The organism is Streptomyces sp. NPDC002838, assembly GCF_040295365.1.
Lineage (GTDB): Bacteria > Actinomycetota > Actinomycetes > Streptomycetales > Streptomycetaceae > Streptomyces.
In genome coordinates this window covers 105,930-124,400 of record NZ_JBEOVF010000017.1, presented here as the reverse complement: position 1 = coordinate 124,400, position 18,471 = coordinate 105,930, and the positions used below count along the sequence as shown (strand labels likewise).

Here is an 18,471-nt window from a genome sequence, read left to right as displayed (position 1 = left end):
CGCTCAACCGCTCAGCCGCCCACTGACCCACTGCAGCGTCGCCGGAATCTCCCGCCGCCAGGTGTTGAAGTTGTGCCCGCCGCTATCCAGGATGATCGACGAGATGCGCGTCAGCTTCGTGTCCCTCACCCCCTCTATGAACTTCAGCGTGTCCTTGTAGTTGGATTCGCCGACCTTGCTGCTGGAAACGAGCAGCGAAGTGTCGGGCGCCGGCGTGTGCTTGAGGTACCACCACAGGTTCGCGCGGTCGCGCAGACCCTTGTCACCCTGGAAGAGGTCGCCCGTGGTGGCGTCGATCGGCGCCTTGTAGTACGGCGACAGGCCTGCCCCGGCGGCGAACACGTCCGGGTGGTGCATGGCGAGCTTCAATGCGCAGTAGCCGCCCGTGGAATTGCCGATGACGCCCCAACTGCCCGGCTTCTTGGCCACTCTGTAGTGCGCGCCCACGGCATCGGGCAGGTCCTTGGCGAAGAACGACTCCGTCTGCGGGCCGCCCGGGATGTCCACGCACTCGGTGTCCCGGGGCGGCGCCACCGTCGGCCGCAGCATCACCAGGATCATCGGCCGCATCCGGCCGTCCTTGGCGAGCCGCAGTGCCGTACGCGGGTATTCGAGTTTCTCCACCAGCGCCTTCGCCGTGCCCGGATAACCGGTGAGGACGACGGCCGCCGGAAACGCGCGCGTGCGGTACTCCGGCTGGAAGTACTCCGGCGGCAGGTACACGTACGCGGGCGTGGCGATGCGCGTCGTACGGCCCACCATGGCGACCTCCTGGATCTGCCCGCCGGCCTGCGGCCGTACCCCACCCACTCCCGGTACCGGCCGCGTGCCGACCACCCGAAGCGGGCCGCCGTCCGGAGTGTGGTCGACGACCACGCCCTGGTCGTCCTCCTGCCCGAACAGGTCCGCCCAGGAGGCGTAGAAGCCGAAGGCCTGGTTGGCGGCCAGGCCCACCGCCCCGAAAAGCGCCAGCTGGGTGGCGAGGAGCAGGCCGACGCGTCCGCCGACGGCCCGCCAGGTCCGCCGGGCCAGCCGTGGCCACAGCCACACCGTGCCGACGAACAGCAGCACGGCGGACAGGACCGCCAGCACCAGCGTCTTGTTGCTCGTGAGACCCATGGATGGTTACCTGCCTGCGCTTTCCGCCCGGCTCCTCACTGCCTTCGCAAGGGCTTGCCCCGGGCTTTCCTTAGTCTTTGAAACGGCTTGGCCGAGGAGAGTGAACCTCTCCCCCCGAGACACCGTCCTAGAGGGCGCAATGTCGCCGGATGCCCGAATCGGGCCCGGATCCAAGGTCTCTCGCAGAACTACGGGATGCGATGTCTGTCAGGACAGATGAGGAAATGTCGGGCGGGGTTCCGGCCCGATCACACTGGGTGCGGCGCGTACTCCGTGGCCCGCGCCCCGAGGCCGTCCCCGTCCTCGTCGGCAGAGCCTGTGCCCTCGTGGGCCTGCTGGACATCGCCGCGGGCGTCTTCCCACGCTTCAGGCACAGCCGTATGCACGCCATTGCCGAGGTGCTGCCCGGCGCGCTCGGCCCGTTCGCGGCCGCGCTCTCGCTCAGCGCCGGCGTGCTGTTGCTGCTGCTCGCCCACGGGCTGAAGCGGGCCAAGCGCCGGGCCTGGCGCGCCGCCGTGGTGCTCCTCCCGGCCGGAGCGGTGGCGCAGTTCACCTACCGGCACTCCCTGGTGGGCGTGCTCATCTCGCTCGCGCTCCTCGCGCCCCTGTTGCACCACCGCGACCAGTTCAGGGCACTGCCCGACCCCCGCAGCCGGTGGCGCGCGCTCGCCAACTTCGTCCTCATGGGCGCCGGTTCGCTCACCCTCGGGCTGGTCATCGTCAGCGTCCACCCGAACCGCATGGTCGGCGACCCGAGCCTGGCCGATCGCATCGCGCACGTCCTGTACGGACTGTTCGGCTTCGAGGGCCCGGTCGACTACCACGGCAACACGTCCTGGACGGTCGCCTTCTCCCTCGGTGCCCTCGGTCTGCTCACCGCGATCACCACGATCTACCTGGCCTTCCGCCCCGAACACCCCGCCGCACGCCTCACCGAGGAGGACGAGGCCCGTCTGCGCGCCCTCCTGGACAAGCACGGCGGCCGCGACTCCCTCGGCCACTTCGCACTGCGCCGCGACAAGGCCGTCGTCTTCTCCCCCAGCGGAAAGGCGGCGGTGACCTACCGCGTCGTCTCCGGGGTGATGCTCGCCAGCGGCGACCCCATCGGCGACGTCGAGGCCTGGCCCGGCGCCATCGAGCGCTTCATGGACGAGGCCAAGGCACACTCCTGGACCCCCGCCGTCATGGGCTGCTCCGAGACCGGCGGCGAGGTGTGGACCCGCGAGACCGGCCTGGACGCCCTCGAACTGGGCGACGAGGCGGTGGTGGACGTCGCGGATTTCTCGCTCGCCGGCCGCGCGATGCGCAATGTGCGCCAGATGGTCAAGCGCATCGAGCGCGCCGGTTACGAAACCCGGGTACGACGTGTCCGTGACCTCGGCGAGGCCGAACTGGACCGCATCCGCCGCGCCGCCGAGGACTGGCGCGGCACCGACACCGAGCGTGGCTTCTCCATGGCCCTGGGCCGCATCGGCGACCCCGCCGACGGCGACTGCCTCATCGCCACCGCCCACAAACAGGAAGACCAGCCGGGTCCGTACGGCGACCTCAAGGCGGTCCTGCACTTCGTGCCGTGGGGCACCGACGGCGCCTCCCTGGACCTGATGCGCCGCGACCGCTCGGCCGACCCCGGCATGAACGAACTGCTCATCGTGGCGGCCCTCCAGGCGGCCCCCCGCCTCGGCATCACGCGCGTCTCGCTCAACTTCGCGATGTTCCGCTCGGCCCTGGCACGCGGCGAGAAGATCGGCGCCGGCCCGGTGTTGCGCGCCTGGCGCGGACTGCTGGTCTTCCTCTCCCGCTGGTTCCAGATCGAGTCCCTGTACAAGTTCAACGCGAAGTTCCGGCCCCGCTGGGAGCCCCGCTTCGTCGTCTACCGCGCCTCCGGCGACCTGCCGCGCATCGGCTTCGCCGCCATGCAGGCGGAAGGCTTCGTCAACCTGGCCCTGCCGCTGCCGCGCTTCCTGCGCCCCCGCACGACCCCGGCACGCGCGTGTGCCCACGCAACGGCGGAACGCAACGTCCGCGCGGCGTGACCCTGACTGGCCCGAGCGGAAGCCCCACCCCCTCCTCCAGTCCCGGGGGCTTCCGCTCGGGCCGCGGCGTCCTGCCGTCCCACCCGGGGCCTAGGCTGAACGTATGAGCAAGCAGAGCGGACGCGGACGCGTCGCGGGCCTTCCGGAGTGGGACCGCTGCGCGGTCATGGGAGTCGTGAACGTCACCCCCGATTCCTTCTCCGACGGCGGCCGCTTCTTCGACACCACGGCCGCCGTCAAGCACGGCCTCGACCTGGTCACCGAGGGCGCCGATCTGGTCGACGTCGGCGGCGAGTCCACCCGCCCCGGCGCCACCCGGGTCGACGAGGCCGAGGAGCTCAAGCGCGTCATACCCGTCGTCCGCGGCCTGACCTCCGAGGGCGTCACCGTCTCCGTCGACACGATGCGCGCCTGCGTCGCCGAGCGGGCCCTCGCGGCCGGGGCCGCCCTCGTCAACGACGTCAGCGGCGGCCTCGCCGACCCCGCGATGATCCCCGTCGTGGCGGCCGCCGACGCCCCCTTCGTCGTCATGCACTGGCGCGGCTTCCTGCAGGGCGGCAACGTCAAGGGCGTGTACGACGACGTCGTCACCGAAGTCGTCGATGAGCTGCACGCGCGCGTGCAGGCCGTTCTGGACGGCGGCATCACCCCCGACCGTGTCGTTGTCGACCCCGGCCTCGGCTTCTCCAAGGACGCCGAACACGACCTCTTCCTCCTCGCCCACCTCGACCGCCTGCTCGGCCTCGGCCACCCGCTGCTCGTCGCGGCCTCCCGCAAGCGGTTCCTCGGCCGCGTGCTGGCGGGCCCCGAGGGCGCGCCGCCGCCCGCCCGCGAGCGAGACGCCGCCACGGCCGCCGTCTCCGCGCTCGCGGCGCACGCCGGCGCATGGGCGGTGCGCGTGCACGAGGTTCGCGCTACGGCGGACGCGGTGCGGGTCGCACACGCCGTGGAAGAGGCGCGGGTCGCAGGCAACGGCGCAGAAGGAGCCCGGTGAGCGCCCCCCATACCGACGTCGAGCAGGTCGAGGCCGCCAACACCGCCTTCTACGAGGCGATGGAGCGGGGCGACTTCGAGGAGGTGTCCTCGCTCTGGCTCACCCCCTCCGACCTGGGCGTCGACGAGACGTACCACGACCCGGCCGACGTCGGAGTGGTCTCCTGCGTGCACCCCGGCTGGCCCGTGCTGACCGGTCGTGGCGAGGTCCTCAGGTCGTACGCCCTGATCATGGCGAACACCGACTACATCCAGTTCTTCCTCACCGACGTGCACGTCTCCGTCACCGGCGACACCGCTGTGGTGACCTGCACGGAGAACATCCTCAGCGGCGGCCCCGCCCCCGAGGGCAGCGAGGAACTCGGCCCGCTCGTCGGCCAGCTGGTGGTCGCCACGAACGTGTTCCGGCGCACACCGTCCGGCTGGAAGCTCTGGTCCCACCACGCCTCCCCGGTTCTGGCCGAAAACGACGAGGAGGAAGGCGACGAGTCCCCGGCCTGAGTGGGTAGGCGACCCCATGGGCCACCCGCCCGCAGGGACCAAGAAGTGGTTGGAATCACGAACCCGTGGGTATGGGCGGCTACCAGCCCGTGAGCCGCCGGGTTCCCCAGGGGAAACGCAAGGTGAAACCTCCTGGCCCCGGCTCGGGCCCGTGCCCCCGTGGCCCGGCCCTGTCAGTGCCCGCAGGTAGATTCGTTCGAGGCCGGTGTGCCGCCCGCACACGGTACGAACCGGCCGTCACCGACGATTGCAGGAGTGATTCGCGTGGATCGTGTCGCGCTGCGCGGCCTGAAGGCCCGCGGGCACCACGGCGTGTTCCCCAAGGAGCGCGAGGAGGGCCAGACCTTCATCGTGGACCTCGTCCTGGGCCTGGACACCCGGCCGGCCGCCGCCGACGACGACCTGGCGAAGACCGTGCACTACGGCATCGTGGCGGAGGAGGTCGTGGCCGTCGTCGAGGGCGAGCCCGTCAACCTCATCGAGACGCTCGCCGAGCGCATCGCCCAGGCCTGTCTGAAGCACGAAGGGGTCCAGGAGGTCGAGGTCCGCGTCCACAAACCCGACGCGCCGATCACGGTGCCCTTCGACGACGTGACCGTCACCATCACCCGGAGCCGAGTATGACCGCGTTCTTCACCGAGGGTCAGAGCGACCCGACCGTACAGCCGGTACCCGCCTCCGTCGTCGAGAAGGTCGACGCCGCCGACACCACGCTCCACAACCCGCAGTGGGCCGTGATCTCCCTCGGTTCCAACCTCGGCAACCGCCTGGAGACCCTGCAGGGAGCCATCGACGCCCTGGAGGACACGCCGGGCCTCCGCATCAAGGCGGTCTCCCCGGTGTACGAGACGGAGCCGTGGGGCGTCGAGCCCGGCAGCCAGCCGTCGTACTTCAACGCGGTCGTACTGCTGAAGACCACCCTCCCCCCGTCCTCGCTCCTGGAGCGGGCGCACGCGGTGGAGGAGGCCTTCCACCGGGTACGGGACGAGCGCTGGGGCGCGCGCACCCTCGACGTCGACATCGTCGCGTACGCCGACGTCGTCACCGACGACCCGCAGCTCACCCTCCCCCACCCGCGCGCCCACGAGCGCGCCTTCGTCCTCGTGCCCTGGCACGACCTGGAACCCGAGGCGCAGTTGCCCGGACGCGGCGCGGTCGCCGATCTCCTCGGCACCGTCACCCGCGACGGCATCGCGCCCCGCAAGGACCTGGAACTCCGGCTGCCCGAGTAGCCGTTAAGGTCAAGACGACCACACTTCGTGGATCCTCGGGGGAGCTGAAGGGACACCGTGAGAGAGCTGCGCATCAGGGTGCTGGCCGGCGTCTTCATCGTCGCCGGCATCCTGTCCTGGGCGGGCGCCCGCCTGTGGAACTCGGTCGGGACCCTGCCCAGCGTCCCCCTGGCCGCCCCCATCGTCCTCGCCCTGATCGCGGTGGTCCTGCTGGCCACGGCGCTGTCGATCCGCGCCCGCCTCAAGGCCCAGCGCGAGCGTCGCCCCGAGGCCAAGGGCGTCGACCCCCTGATGGCGGCCCGGGCGGTCGTCTTCGGCCAGGCCAGCGCCCTGGTCGCCGCCCTGGTCTCCGGCATGTACGGCGGCACCGGCGTCTTCCTCCTGGAGTCCCTCGACATCCCTGCCCGCCGCGACCAGGCCATCTACGCCGGCTTCTCGGTCCTGGCCGGCATCGCCGTCATAGCGGCGGCCATCTTCCTGGAGCGGGTGTGCAAGCTCCCGGAGGACGACGAACACAACGGCGCGGGGGCGGCTCCGGCGGCGTAAGGCCGTATCTCGCGCCGGACGGCCGGCGTCAGCGGGCCATGATCAGGCTCATCGCCTCGTTGCGCGTCGCCGCGTCCCGCAGCTGCCCGCGCACCGCCGACGTTATGGTCTTCGCGCCGGGCTTGCGGATGCCGCGCATCGACATGCACATGTGCTCGCACTCCACGACGACGATCACGCCGCGCGGCTCCAGGATGTCCATCAGGGAGTCCGCGATCTGCGTGGTAAGTCGTTCCTGCACCTGCGGCCGCCGGGCGTAGACGTCCACGAGCCGGGCCAGCTTCGACAGGCCGGTGATCTTGCCGCTGGTGGACGGGATGTAGCCGACGTGCGCGACACCCCGGAACGGCACCAGATGATGCTCACAGGTGCTGTACACCTCGATGTCCCTCACGAGGACCATCTCGTCGTGCCCGAGGTCGAACGTCGTCGTCAGCACGTCCTCGGGCTGCTGCCACAGCCCCGCGAATATCTCCTTGTACGCCCGCGCCACCCGTGCCGGCGTCTCCCGGAGCCCCTCGCGGTCCGGGTCCTCGCCGACCGCGATCAGCAGTTCGCGGATGGCGTTCTCGGCACGCTTCTCGTCGAATTCGCCGATGGAGCCCTCGCCGTCCAGCGTCACGGGGTCGGTCATCTGGTGCCTCTGTTCCTTGGTGTGTTGCCTGCGCACACGAAAGCGCCGCGCCCCCCAGGCTAATCCAGGGGGCGCGGCATCCATTCCGGGCCTGGGGTGAGGCCTCCGAGGCCAGGAGATCAGCTCTCCGGGCGCTCCTCGGGGGCCGGTTCCGTCGCCGGGGCGGGCTCCGCCGCGGTGGCCTTCGCGGTGGTGATCGCCGGCGTGGCGCCGTTGGCGCCGTTCGTCAGTGCGAGCTCCTTGGGGGAGAGCACCGGCGGACGGGTGGACGGCGTACGACGGGACGAGCCGGTCCAGGCAGGTCGCGGCGGGCGCTTGACGATGGGAGCGAAGATCTCGGCGATCTCCTCCTTGCCCAGCGTCTCCTTCTCCAGCAGCTGAAGCACCAGGTTGTCGAGGACGTCGCGGTTCTCGACCAGGATCTCCCAGGCCTCGTTGTGCGCGTTCTCGATGAGCTTCTTGACCTCTTCGTCGACCAGCGCGGCGACCTCTTCCGAGTAGTCGCGCTGGTGAGCCATCTCACGTCCGAGGAACGGCTCGGTGTTGTCGCCACCGAACTTGATGGCACCCAGGCGCTCGGTCATGCCGTACTGCGTGACCATCGCGCGGGCCGTGGTCGTGGCCTTCTCGATGTCGTTCGCCGCGCCCGTGGTCGGGTCATGGAAGACGAGCTCCTCGGCCGCGCGGCCGCCCAGCATGTACGCGAGCTGGTCGAGCATCTCGTTGCGCGTGGTCGAGTACTTGTCCTCGTCCGGCAGGACCATCGTGTAGCCGAGGGCCCGGCCTCTCGACAGGATCGTGATCTTGTGGACCGGATCGGAGTTCGGTGAGGCCGCCGCGACCAGGGCGTGACCGCCCTCGTGATACGCGGTGATCTTCTTCTCCTTGTCCGACATGATCCGGGTCCGCTTCTGCGGGCCCGCCACGACGCGGTCGATGGCCTCGTCGAGCATGTGGTTGTCGATGAGCTTCTTGTCCGAGCGGGCGGTGAGCAGCGCGGCCTCGTTGAGGACGTTGCTCAAGTCCGCGCCGGTGAAGCCCGGCGTACGGCGGGCGACCGCCGACAGGTCGACGTCCGGGGCGACCGGCTTGCCCTTCTGGTGAACCTTGAGGATCTCCAGGCGGCCCTGCATGTCCGGGCGGTCGACCGCGATCTGGCGGTCGAAGCGGCCGGGACGCAGCAGCGCCGGGTCGAGGATGTCCGGGCGGTTCGTCGCGGCGATGAGAATCACACCGCCCTTGACGTCGAAACCGTCCATCTCGACGAGGAGCTGGTTCAGGGTCTGCTCGCGCTCGTCGTGACCGCCGCCGAGGCCGGCGCCGCGATGGCGGCCGACCGCGTCGATCTCGTCGACGAAGACGATCGCCGGGGCGTTCGCCTTGGCCTGCTCGAACAGGTCACGGACTCGGGAGGCACCGACACCGACGAACATCTCGACGAAGTCGGAACCGGAGATCGAGTAGAAGGGGACGCCGGCCTCGCCCGCGACGGCACGCGCCAGCAGGGTCTTGCCGGTGCCGGGAGGGCCGTACAGGAGTACGCCCTTGGGGATCTTCGCCCCGACGGCCTGGAACTTCGCCGGTTCCTGGAGGAACTCCTTGATCTCGTGCAGCTCCTCGACGGCCTCGTCCGAGCCTGCGACGTCCGAGAACGTCGTCTTCGGGGTGTCCTTGGTGATGAGCTTCGCCTTGGACTTCCCGAAGTTCATGACCCGGGAGCCGCCGCCCTGCATCTGGTTCATCAGGAACAGGAAGACGACCACGATGAGGACGAAGGGGAGCAGGGACAGCAGGATCCCGACGAAGGCGTTCTGCTTCGTCGGCGTAACCGTGTAGCCGTCGGTGATCTGCTTGTCCTGGTACTTGGCCTGCAGCGTGTTGGCGATGGTCACGCCTTGGTCGCCGATGTAGCTCGCCTGGATCTTCGAGCTGCCCTCGACCTTTTGGCCGTCCTTGAGCTGCACCTTGATGGTGTTCTCGTCGCCGGTGGTCAGCTTGGCCGATTCGACCCTGTTGTCATTGATCGCCTGGACGACCTGGCCGGTGTCCACCGTCTTGTAGCCGCCGGACGAGCCGACGACCTGCATCAACACGACCACGGCAAGGACGGCCAGCACGATCCACATGACCGGCCCACGGAAGTATCGCTTCACGTCCATCCATACGGAGCGGTGCCGCCCCGTCCCTCCTGCCATAGTGAGTTTGATAAGACAGTTCTTCTGACGGTACCCCAGCTTTGGCGCGCCAAGTCGCACGGGACGGCTGGCAAACCCGTCTGCACGCTTCAACGGCGCGGGACCCGCAAGGGTTCCCGATCTTCGTACAGCGCCTGGGCCCTTTTTGGGTCAGCCGCCGTAGACGTGGGGCGCGAGCGTACCGACGAACGGGAGGTTGCGGTACTTCTCGGAGTAGTCGAGGCCGTAACCGACGACGAACTCGTTGGGGATGTCGAAGCCGACCCACTCGACGTCGATGGCGACCTTGGCGGCCTCGGGCTTGCGCAGCAGGGTGCACACCTTCAGGGAGGCGGGCTCGCGGGAGCCGAGGTTGGAGATCAGCCAGGACAGGGTCAGGCCGGAGTCGATGATGTCCTCGACGATCAGGACGTGCTTGCCCTTGATGTCGGTGTCGAGGTCCTTGAGGATCCGCACGACGCCGGAGGACTGGGTGCCCGCGCCGTAGGAGGACACGGCCATCCAGTCCATGGTGACGGGGGTGGACAGCGCCCGGGCCAGGTCCGCCATGACCATCACCGCGCCCTTGAGGACGCCGACGATCAGCAGGTCCTTGCCCGCGTACTCCGCGTCGATCTTCGCGGCCAGCTCGGCCAGCTTCGCGTCGATCTCTTCCTTGGTGATGAGCACCTGCTTGAGGTCGGCACCCATGTCTTTCGCGTCCACCCGCATCACTTTCGGTCGTCCCGCACTTTCGGCCCTGCACTTACGGCCTCGGCAGGCCCGCCGCTCCCCCGAAAGAGCGCTCCGGCCCTCCCCGAAGGGGGGTCCGGTCTCCCCCGGAAACTCTCCCGGAAAGGGGGTGTCGATTCAGCCTTGCCGAATCACCAGTCTGCCACCCTGCCGCTGGGCGACGACTTTGCCCGGGAGATTGATGGCCCCCTGACCGCGCCAGCCGGTGATCAGCCGGTCGACTTCCTCGATGTGACGGGCGAAGAGGGAGCCCGCGGGGGCGCCGGCCTCGATGGCGGCGCGGCGCAGGATGCGGCGGCGTACGGCGGGCGGCAGGGCGTAGAGCTTGGCGCACTCCAGGAGGCCGGCGGCGTCGCGTACGGAGGTCTCGGCCTGGCGGGCCCAGGCGTCGAGGGCGTCGGCGTCGTCGCGGGAAAGCTGGGCCGTACGGGCGAGGGCTTCTACGACACCCTTGCCGAGCGCCTTCTCCAGGGCGGGCAGGCCCTCGTGGCGCAGGCGCGACCTCGTGTACGCGGGGTCGGCGTTGTGAGGGTCGTCCCAGACGGGCAGGGACTGGACCATGCAGGCCTTGCGGGCGGTCTGCCGGTCGACTCCTAGGAAGGGGCGCCGGTAACGGCCGTCGGCCCCCGAGACCGCGGCCATGCCGGACAGGGAGCGGATGCCGGAGCCGCGGGCGAGGCCGAGCAGCACGGTTTCGGCCTGGTCGTCGCGGGTGTGGCCGAGCAGGACGGCGATGGCGCCGTGCCGGACGGCCGCGGCGTCGAGGGCGGTGTACCGGGCGTCGCGGGCGGCGGCCTCGGGCCCGCCTTCACGGCCGACGGTCACGGCGGTGGACTCGACCGGGTCGAGGCCGAGTTCGCGCAGGCGCAGGACGACTTCCTCGGCGCGCAGGTCGGAGCCGGGCTGCAGGCCGTGGTCGACGGTGACACCGCCGGCGCGGATGCCCAGCTTGGGGGCCTCGAAGGCGAGTGCGGAGGCCAGGGCCATGGAGTCGGCGCCGCCGGAGCACGCCACGAGCACGAGCGGCGACGACGGGCGCTCGTGCGGGGTCTGCCCGGGGGACGGCGGGGTGGGCTGGGAGTTCTGCTCGGTGAGGATGTCGTGGAGGACGCGGCGGACCGCCAGGCGTATCGCCGCGACCGCAGGATGGGGACCCATGTCCGGTTCCCTTCATGAAGTTGTCGGGGGGTGAGCCCGAGCTCGGTCACTCAGAGTGTGTAGATGGTGACAGAACCGGGCCGTTCCCCGAGCATTGCACGCCTACCCATGCCTCACGGTCCCTCGGACGGGTGATTGAAGGGGCGTTCGCCTGCCGTCGGCCGGATTCGTTTCACAACCTCCGCACCCCCGTTCACGACTCGGCCTTGCGATGCACCCGCGCGATCCAGTCCGCCGGTTTGGCGATCTCCGCCTTGGTGGGGAGGGTGTTCGGGGAGGTCCACACGCGGTTGAAGCCGTCCATGCCGACCTGGTCGACGACGGCCCGTACGAAGCGTTCGCCGTCGCGGTACTGCCTGAGTTTGGCGTCCAGACCCAGCAGTTTGCGCAGGGCCATGTCCAGTCGGGAGGCGCCCTTGGCGCGACGCTGCTGGAACTTCTCGCGGATCTCCGCGACGGTCGCCACGACGTCCGGCCCCACCCCGTCCATCACGAAGTCGGCGTGGCCCTCCAGGAGGGACATCACGGCGGTGAGGCGGCCGAGGATCTCCCGCTGGGCGGGCGTCTGCACGATCTCCACGAGGGACCGTCCGCCGTCGTCCTCCTCGCCCTCGGGGCGGCCCCCGGCGAGGGACTGGGCGGCTTCCCGGATGCGTTCCAGGACGGTCATGGGATCGACCTCGGTCTCTGCCAGGAACGACTGGATTTCGCCCTCCAGGTGGTCCCGCAGCCAGGGCACCGCCGTGAACTGCGTGCGGTGCGTCTCCTCGTGCAGGCACACCCACAGGCGGAAGTCGTGGGGGTGCACGTCGAGTTCGCGCTCGACGTGCACGATGTTGGGGGCGACGAGCAGAAGCCGCCCGCCGCCGTTCTCCCCCGCCGGGAGGTCGCGGGTGGGCGGGGCGAAGGTCTCGTACTGGCCGAGGACGCGGGAGGCCAGGAAGGACAGCAGCATCCCCAGTTCGACACCGGTCACCTTGCCGCCGACCGCGCCGAGGACCGCGCCGCCGGGGGTGTTGCTCCGCCGCTCCTGCATCTTGTCGAGCAGCGGCTTGAGGATCTCCCGGAACCCGGCGACGTTCGCGCGGACCCAGCCGGGGCGGTCGACCACGAGGACCGGGGTGTCGTGGACGATCTCCGTGCCCATACGAGTGAAGCCCCGGACATGTCCCTCCGAGGCCTTGGCGTGCCGGCGCAACTCCGCGACGACGGCCCGGGCCTCGTCGCGGCTCACGTCGGGGCCCGGCCGTACGAGCCGGGTCGCGGTCGCCACCGCGAGATTCCAGTCGACCATCCCGGAAGATGCAGCACCACCGATGCTCGTCATGCGTCAACCGTACGTGAGCGCTGCCCCTGGGGGCAGGTCGTGGGGTTGGCGGGGGTTACGTCTGCGGGGCCGACACCCGGCGTTGTCGGCTGTGACCACAGCCAGGTCCCACAGCCAGGCCCCACAGCCAGTTCAACGGCAGCCACAGGCCGCCAGGGCCGTTGCCGTCTTGTCCAGTGCCGACTGCGCTGCCCACGGATCCGTCGTGTTCGACGTCAGGAACGCGAAGGCCAGCAGACTGCCGTCCTGGTCGACCACCGTTCCCGCCAGGGTGTTCACGCCCGTCAGCGTCCCCGTCTTCGCTCGTACGATGCCTGCCGCGCCCTCCGTGTAGCGGCTGGTCAGGGTGCCGGTGAAGCCGGCCACCGGGAGGCCGGTGAGGATCGGGCGGAGTTCGGGGTGGGCCGGGTCGCCCGCCTTGGCCAGCAGTGCCGTGAGCAGGTCGGCGGTGAGTCGGTCGGCCCGGTCGAGGCCGCTGCCGTCCTGGAAGTCGGTGCCCGACAGGGGCACTTCGAGGCTGTCCAGCTGGGCGGCGATCGCCCGGCCCGCGCCGTCGAAGTCGGCGCGTTCGCCGGTGGCGACGGCCGTCTGGCGGGCGAGGGCCTCGGCGATGTCGTTGTCGCTGTTGGTGAGCATGCGTTCGACGAGGGCGGACAGCGGGGGCGAGGAGACCGTGGCGAGGGACTGGGCGCGGCCGGTCGCCTTGGAGGGGCCGGGGGACGTCGTCTTGATGCCGCGGTCCTTCAGGAGAGCGGCGAACTCGCGGGCCGCGTCCGCCGCCGGGTCCGTCACCCGGGGCGCGGGGCCACTGGCGGAGTCGTCCGTGCGGGCCTCGTCGACCATCAGGGCGGAGACGGGAGCGAGGTTGTCGTTGACTCCGATGGGGTGAAGTTCGGAACCGGCGTACAGGGTGGTGTCGTACGAGAGCGTCACCTCGCGCATGTCGCGCTTCTGCAGGGCGGCGGCCGTCTCGTCGGCGAGGGTGCGCAGGCTCGCCCAGCCCTCGGCGTCCTCGTGAGCCGTGAGAGTGGGGTCGCCGCCGCCTACGAGGACGAGTTCCCTGGTGTCGGGCTCGAGGGCGGCGCGGGTGGTGAGGCGGTGGTCGGCGCCCATGGCGGTCAGGGCGGCCGCCGCGGTGGCGATCTTCGTGGTGGAGGCGGGCGTGAGCGCCTCGTCGGCCCCGACGCCGTACAGCCGCCTGCCGGTGGCGACGTCCACGACCGCCGCCGTGACGCGGGTGCCGAGCGCCGCGTCCTTCAGCAGTGGGTCGAGGACGCCGGCGAGGGCCTGTCCGGTCGGGGCCGACTTCAGGCTGCCGGCGCCACCGCCGAGGCCGGCGAGGACGGAGGCGGCGCTGGGCGCGGGGCGGGGCGCCCTGTGCGCCGTACCGGAGGACGTACCGGAAGAACCATCGTGATCTGCGCCACCCGCGCGCTCCTGGGCAGCGGCCCGGTCCCGCTCGGCCGTACGCTGACCGGTGGAGTCCCAAGGGCCTGCGGCGGTCACCACTCCGGCGGCCAGCGCCAGGCCGGCGGTGGTGGCGCCCGCGGTGTACTGCCAGGTCTTCGCCCTCGTGATCCGCGTTACCTGCGGTTTCGTGGCGCTTGCGAGCCGCGCGACCCGTGGTCTCGCGGCCGTCGCAGCGCGTGCGAGACGTGGGCCCACGGCGTCCGCGGCCCGTGCCAGACGCGGTCGTACGGCGTTCGCGACCCGCGTCACATGCGGTCTCGCGGTTCGCCAAGGCCTCAGCTCTGGCACGACCACCAGCCCCTTTCGCGATCACACACCTGCGTGAGGGACACTTAACCACCAGAACTATGTGCTGATCATGGAGGAGCCACCGGTGGAGTTCGACGTCACGATCGAGATTCCGAAGGGTTCGCGGAACAAGTACGAGGTGGACCACGAGACCGGTCGGATCCGCCTGGACCGTCGCCTCTTCACGTCGACCAGCTACCCGGCCGACTACGGCTTCGTCGAGAACACCCTCGGCGAGGACGGCGACCCGCTGGACGCGCTGGTCATCCTTGACGAGCCGACCTTCCCCGGCTGCCTCATCCAGTGCCGCGCGATCGGCATGTTCCGGATGACGGACGAGGCCGGTGGCGACGACAAGCTGCTGTGCGTGCCGGCGCACGACCCGCGCGTGGAGCACCTGCGTGACATCCACCACGTGTCGGAGTTCGACCGTCTGGAGATCCAGCACTTCTTCGAGGTCTACAAGGACCTGGAGCCCGGCAAGTCTGTCGAGGGCGCCAACTGGGTGGGCCGTACGGACGCCGAGGCCGAGATCGAGCGGTCCTACAAGCGCTTCAAGGAGCAGGGCGGTCACTGATCCCGCTGTCGCGAAGGGGCCGCGCGCACACGCGTGCGGCCCCTTCGCGCATCTGTGCGCATACTGAGGCTTGCCGAACGTGTCGTACAGGGAGCGCTACGCAGTGACGGAGGCGGAAGACCGAAAGCCGCGGTCGGACGAGGCCAGGAGTGCCTTCGCGGCCCCTGGTGTGGTCGTCGGGGATTCTGCCGAATCCTCCACGACATCCGAGTTCGCGATTCCCGAGGGGCTCGCGGTCCCCAGAGTCGTCGGGACGGAGTCGGAGACCACGTCCGAGTTCGCCCTACCCAAGGGGCTCGGCGTCCCGCAGACGCCCGTGGCGGAGCCCGAGGGGTCGGCGTTCAGCCCGCCGATGACCTACAGCGTCCGGCACGCGCCGCCCGCGTTCACGCCGCCGACCGGGATTCCCGTGGTCAGTCTGACCAAGGACGTGCCCTGGCAGGACCGGATGCGCACGATGCTGCGGATGCCGGTGGCCGAGCGGCCCGCGCCGGAACTCGTGCACAAGGCGGAGGAGGACGAAGGCCCGGCCGTTCCGCGCGTCCTCGACCTGACGCTGCGTATCGGCGAGCTGCTGCTCGCGGGCGGCGAGGGCGCCGAGGACGTCGAGGCGGCGATGTTCGCCGTCTGCCGGTCCTACGGCCTGGACCGCTGTGAGCCGAACGTCACCTTCACCCTGCTGTCGATCTCCTACCAGCCGTCCCTGGTCGACGACCCGGTGACGGCGTCCCGGACGGTGCGCCGCCGGGGCACCGACTACACGCGTCTGGCGGCCGTCTACCAGCTGGTGGACGACCTCAGCGACCCGGAGACCCACATCTCCCTGGAGGAGGCCTACGGCCGGCTCGCCGAGATCCGCCGCAACCGGCACCCCTACCCCGGCTGGACGCTGACCGCCGCGAGCGGGCTGCTGGCCGGTTCGGCCTCCGTCCTCGTCGGCGGTGACCTGATCGTCTTCGTCGCGGCCGCGCTGGGCGCGATGCTCGGCGACCGGCTGGCGTGGCTGTGCGCGGGGCGCGGGCTGCCGGAGTTCTACCAGTTCACGATCGCCGCGACGCCGCCCGCCGCGATCGCGATCGCGCTGACGCTGGCGCATGTGGACGTCAAGGCGTCCGCGGTCATCACCGGTGGGCTGTTCGCGCTGCTGCCTGGACGGGCGCTGGTGGCGGGCGTGCAGGACGGCCTGACCGGCTACTACATCACCGCGTCCGCGCGCCTGTTGGAAGTCATGTACCTCTTCGTGGGCATCGTCGTCGGGGTGCTGGTGATGCTCTACGTCGGCGTCCAGTTGGGCGCCCGCCTCACCCCCGCCGGGGCCCTGAGCGCCGAACCACGGCCGCTGTTGCAGATCGGCGCGTCGATGCTGCTGTCCCTGGCCTTCGCGGTGCTGCTTCAGCAGGAGCGGGCCACCGTGCTCGCGGTGACCCTGAACGGCGGTGTCGCATGGTCGGTGTACGGCGCGATGCACTACGCGGGCGAGCTCTCGCCGGTTGCCTCCACGGCGGTTGCGGCGGGGCTGGTGGGGTTGTTCGGGCAGCTGCTGTCCCGGTACCAGTTCGCGTCGGCGCTGCCGTACACGACGGCGGCGATCGGGCCCCTGCTGCCCGGTTCCGCGTCGTACTTCGGGTTGTTGTCGATCGCGCAGAACGAGGTCGACGCGGGGCTGGTGTCGTTGTCGAAGGCCGCGGCGCTGGCGATGGCCATCGCCATCGGGGTGAACCTGGGGTCGGAGATCTCTCGGTTGACCCTGCGGATCGGGTCACCCGAGAAGCGGCGGGCTGCCAAGCGGACGCGGGGGTTCTAGCGCCCGGTGCCTACGGGGGCGTCAGTAACCCTGCCCCTGGTTGTACGGGCGCTGCTCGTTCTGCTGGCCGTAGCCCTGGGGGTACTGCTGGGCGTACGGCTGCTGGGGGCTCTGGTCGTAGTACTGGTCGTAGCCGTACTGATGCTGGCCCTGGGTGCCCTGGCCGCCGTACGGCGGCTGGGACTGCGGCTCGTCGGCCGACGGGATGCGGCGGAGCTGCGTCGTCGCGTCGTCCATCATCGGGGGCATCTGCGGCTGGACGGCGGGAGCCGCCGCGGCCGCGCGCTTCTTCTTCGACCGTTCGCGCAGGTATTCGACGAGGATCGGGACCACGGAGAGGAGGACGATCAGGATGAGGATCGCCTCGACGTTCGTCTTGATGAACTCGATCTGGCCCAGCCAGTAGCCGGCGACCGTGACGCCCGTGCCCCACGCGATGCCGCCGATGATGTTGTACGTGATGAACGTGCGGTACTTCATACGACCGGCGCCCGCCACGATGGGGGCGAAGGTGCGCACGATCGGTACGAAGCGGGCGAGGACGATCGCCTTGGGGCCGTACTTCTCCATGAACTCGTGGGCCTTCTCCAGGTTCTCCTGCTTGAAGAGTTTGGAGTTGGGCCGGTTGAAGAGCCTGGGGCCGAAGAACTTGCCGATCATGTAGCCCACTTGGTCGCCGATGACAGCGGCAAGCACGATCAGCGTGCAGACCAGCCACAGGGGCTGGCTGATGTAGTTCCCCTCCGCCACGAAGAGTCCCGCGGTGAACAGCAGCGAGTCGCCCGGCAGGAACGCGAAGAGCCCGGACTCGGCGAAGACGATCAGCAGGATGCCGGGCAGGCTGAAGGTCTCGATCAGATAGTCGGGGCTGAGCCACTCGGGGCCGAGCGCGAGCGTGGTCACGGGATTGTGGCTCCTGCTGGTGGGGGACGGGCTGGGACTGGCTGCCCAAAAGTATCAACGCAGCCGTCGTGGCCCAGGTTCCATGCGAGATCCCAGGATGCACTGTGGTCCGCCTGGGACAAAGCTGTCAGCCATGGCGGCGGTGGTCCTGGCCCGGGAGTGAGTCTCCCGGGCCAGGATTCTAGGAGGTGTGCCGGGTCGCGTTCGCCTTGATCGCGTCCCTGAGGTGTTCGGCGAGTCCCGGGCGCATGGAGTCGTAGAACGCCTTGAAGCGCTCGTCGGACACGTACATGTCGCCGAGGCACTGGTGCATCTCGTACGGGCACTCGTAGTACCACGTGCCGATGTGCCGTCGATGCTCCTCGGCCATGTCCATGGCCCGCTCGCCGGTCGACGGCTCGCCCTCGGCCACGAGGGCCGTATAACGCTCGCTCCAGTCGTCCGCCTCGGCCTGCAGCCGCTTCCAGTCCTCCTTGGTGTACTGGGCCGCGCGCCGCTGCGACTCGGCGTACGCCTCCGTGCCGCCCCAGCGCTGTTCCACCTCCTCGGCGTACTGCTCCGGATCCTGGTCGCCGAAGACCTCGAACCGCTCCTCCGGCGTGAGGTTGATTCCCATCTTGCGTGCCTCCAAGGCGTGCTCCACGGCCTCCGCCACCTTCTGCAGCTTCTCGATCCGGGCGGTCAGCAGTTCGTGCTGGCGGCGCAGGTGCGCGCGCGGGTCCGCGGCCGGATCGTCGAGCAGGGCGGCGACCTCGTCGAGCGGGAAGCCGAGCTCTCGGTAGAACAGGATCTGCTGCAGCCGGTCGAGGTCGGCGTCGCTGTAACGCCGGTGGCCCGCGTGGCTGCGCTCGCTCGGGACGAGCAGGCCGATGTCGTCGTAGTGGTGCAGCGTGCGCACCGTGACTCCGGCGAAGCCGGCGACCCGTCCCACGGAGTAGCTCACTTCTTCCGCTCCC

Annotated in this window: 17 protein-coding genes; 8 read left to right on the top strand and 9 right to left on the bottom strand. The window is 70.1% G+C overall.

Translation table 11 applies throughout. The annotated features are described in order from the left end of the window. Positions 1-3 precede the first annotated feature (3 nt). Complete coding sequence (locus tag ABT063_RS22565; protein WP_351059165.1) at positions 4-1,119, bottom strand: alpha/beta hydrolase; 1,116 nt, start codon at positions 1,117-1,119, stop codon at positions 4-6. Positions 1,120-1,343: 224 nt separating this feature from the next. Between ABT063_RS22565 and ABT063_RS22560 the strand changes: the two genes are divergently transcribed. From ABT063_RS22560 to ABT063_RS22535, 6 genes are all read left to right on the top strand, one after another. Further along, positions 1,344-3,155, top strand: a complete 1,812-nt coding sequence (locus ABT063_RS22560) for a phosphatidylglycerol lysyltransferase domain-containing protein (RefSeq protein WP_351059164.1) — start codon at positions 1,344-1,346, stop codon at positions 3,153-3,155. A 103-nt stretch (positions 3,156-3,258) separates the two neighbouring features. Continuing rightward, positions 3,259-4,149 carry a dihydropteroate synthase gene (folP, locus tag ABT063_RS22555; protein WP_351059163.1) on the top strand — a complete coding sequence of 297 codons (891 nt, stop codon included), beginning with the start codon at positions 3,259-3,261 and terminating at the stop codon, positions 4,147-4,149. Next, positions 4,146-4,649 (top strand): nuclear transport factor 2 family protein, encoded by a 504-nt coding sequence (locus ABT063_RS22550; protein ID WP_351059162.1) that lies wholly within the window; start codon positions 4,146-4,148, stop codon positions 4,647-4,649. The genes folP and ABT063_RS22550 overlap by 4 nt, the downstream gene beginning before the upstream one ends. A 264-nt stretch (positions 4,650-4,913) precedes the next feature. Next, positions 4,914-5,273, top strand: a complete 360-nt coding sequence (gene folB / locus ABT063_RS22545) for a dihydroneopterin aldolase (protein ID WP_166001081.1) — start codon at positions 4,914-4,916, stop codon at positions 5,271-5,273. Then, a complete protein-coding gene (gene folK / locus ABT063_RS22540) occupies positions 5,270-5,881 on the top strand; it encodes a 2-amino-4-hydroxy-6-hydroxymethyldihydropteridine diphosphokinase (RefSeq protein WP_351059161.1) in 612 nt (203 codons plus the stop codon). The genes folB and folK overlap by 4 nt, the downstream gene beginning before the upstream one ends. 57 nt (positions 5,882-5,938) lie before the next feature. Beyond that, positions 5,939-6,427 (top strand): DUF3180 domain-containing protein, encoded by a 489-nt coding sequence (locus ABT063_RS22535; protein WP_351059160.1) that lies wholly within the window; start codon positions 5,939-5,941, stop codon positions 6,425-6,427. Positions 6,428-6,455: 28 nt separating this feature from the next. Here ABT063_RS22535 and folE read toward each other — a convergent pair whose 3' ends face one another. From folE to dacB, 6 genes are all read right to left on the bottom strand, one after another. Then, positions 6,456-7,061 (bottom strand): GTP cyclohydrolase I FolE, encoded by a 606-nt coding sequence (folE, locus tag ABT063_RS22530; protein WP_351059159.1) that lies wholly within the window; start codon positions 7,059-7,061, stop codon positions 6,456-6,458. 119 nt (positions 7,062-7,180) lie between these two features. After that, complete coding sequence (gene ftsH / locus ABT063_RS22525; RefSeq protein ID WP_351059158.1) at positions 7,181-9,220, bottom strand: ATP-dependent zinc metalloprotease FtsH; 2,040 nt, start codon at positions 9,218-9,220, stop codon at positions 7,181-7,183. A 186-nt stretch (positions 9,221-9,406) separates the two neighbouring features. Then, positions 9,407-9,967: a hypoxanthine phosphoribosyltransferase gene (gene hpt / locus ABT063_RS22520; protein ID WP_351059157.1), complete on the bottom strand. Its 561-nt coding sequence runs from the start codon at positions 9,965-9,967 to the stop codon at positions 9,407-9,409. A 138-nt stretch (positions 9,968-10,105) separates the two neighbouring features. Further along, complete coding sequence (gene tilS, locus ABT063_RS22515; protein ID WP_351059156.1) at positions 10,106-11,146, bottom strand: tRNA lysidine(34) synthetase TilS; 1,041 nt, start codon at positions 11,144-11,146, stop codon at positions 10,106-10,108. A 193-nt stretch (positions 11,147-11,339) separates the two neighbouring features. Continuing rightward, positions 11,340-12,473: an Rv3626c family coenzyme F420 biosynthesis-associated protein gene (locus tag ABT063_RS22510; protein ID WP_351059155.1), complete on the bottom strand. Its 1,134-nt coding sequence runs from the start codon at positions 12,471-12,473 to the stop codon at positions 11,340-11,342. Between the two features lie 132 nt (positions 12,474-12,605). Further along, on the bottom strand, positions 12,606-14,192 hold the full coding sequence (gene dacB, locus ABT063_RS22505) for a D-alanyl-D-alanine carboxypeptidase/D-alanyl-D-alanine endopeptidase (protein WP_351059154.1): 1,587 nt from the start codon (positions 14,190-14,192) through the stop codon (positions 12,606-12,608). A 124-nt stretch (positions 14,193-14,316) separates the two neighbouring features. Here dacB and ABT063_RS22500 point away from each other — a divergent pair, with 124 nt between their 5' ends. After that, positions 14,317-14,808 carry an inorganic diphosphatase gene (locus ABT063_RS22500; protein WP_003991985.1) on the top strand — a complete coding sequence of 164 codons (492 nt, stop codon included), beginning with the start codon at positions 14,317-14,319 and terminating at the stop codon, positions 14,806-14,808. Positions 14,809-14,911: 103 nt separating this feature from the next. Beyond that, entirely contained in the window at positions 14,912-16,612 is a 1,701-nt protein-coding gene (locus ABT063_RS22495; RefSeq protein ID WP_351059153.1) for a threonine/serine exporter family protein, read from the top strand. A gap of 21 nt (positions 16,613-16,633) precedes the next feature. Here the strand turns inward: ABT063_RS22495 and ABT063_RS22490 are convergent, their stop codons facing one another. Both ABT063_RS22490 and ABT063_RS22485 read right to left on the bottom strand, forming a co-directional pair. Continuing rightward, a complete protein-coding gene (locus ABT063_RS22490; protein ID WP_351059152.1) occupies positions 16,634-17,515 on the bottom strand; it encodes a DedA family protein in 882 nt (293 codons plus the stop codon). 181 nt (positions 17,516-17,696) lie between these two features. Continuing rightward, the gene (locus tag ABT063_RS22485; protein WP_351059151.1) at positions 17,697-18,458 is read right to left on the bottom strand and encodes a MerR family transcriptional regulator; all 762 of its coding nucleotides are present in this window, start codon (positions 18,456-18,458) and stop codon (positions 17,697-17,699) included. Positions 18,459-18,471 lie beyond the last annotated feature (13 nt).

What these genes read in the sequence shown, in the direction of transcription:
- ABT063_RS22565 (WP_351059165.1), bottom strand. Translation starts at nt 1,119, where the DNA reads ATGGGTCTCACGAGCAACAAGACGCTGGTGCTGGCGGTCCTGTCCGCC.
- ABT063_RS22560 (WP_351059164.1), top strand. Translation starts at nt 1,344, where the DNA reads ATGTCGGGCGGGGTTCCGGCCCGATCACACTGGGTGCGGCGCGTACTC.
- folP (WP_351059163.1), top strand. Translation starts at nt 3,259, where the DNA reads ATGAGCAAGCAGAGCGGACGCGGACGCGTCGCGGGCCTTCCGGAGTGG.
- folK (WP_351059161.1), top strand. Translation starts at nt 5,270, where the DNA reads ATGACCGCGTTCTTCACCGAGGGTCAGAGCGACCCGACCGTACAGCCG.
- folE (WP_351059159.1), bottom strand. Translation starts at nt 7,061, where the DNA reads ATGACCGACCCCGTGACGCTGGACGGCGAGGGCTCCATCGGCGAATTC.
- ftsH (WP_351059158.1), bottom strand. Translation starts at nt 9,220, where the DNA reads ATGGACGTGAAGCGATACTTCCGTGGGCCGGTCATGTGGATCGTGCTG.
- hpt (WP_351059157.1), bottom strand. Translation starts at nt 9,967, where the DNA reads ATGCGGGTGGACGCGAAAGACATGGGTGCCGACCTCAAGCAGGTGCTC.
- tilS (WP_351059156.1), bottom strand. Translation starts at nt 11,146, where the DNA reads ATGGGTCCCCATCCTGCGGTCGCGGCGATACGCCTGGCGGTCCGCCGC.
- ABT063_RS22510 (WP_351059155.1), bottom strand. Translation starts at nt 12,473, where the DNA reads ATGACGAGCATCGGTGGTGCTGCATCTTCCGGGATGGTCGACTGGAAT.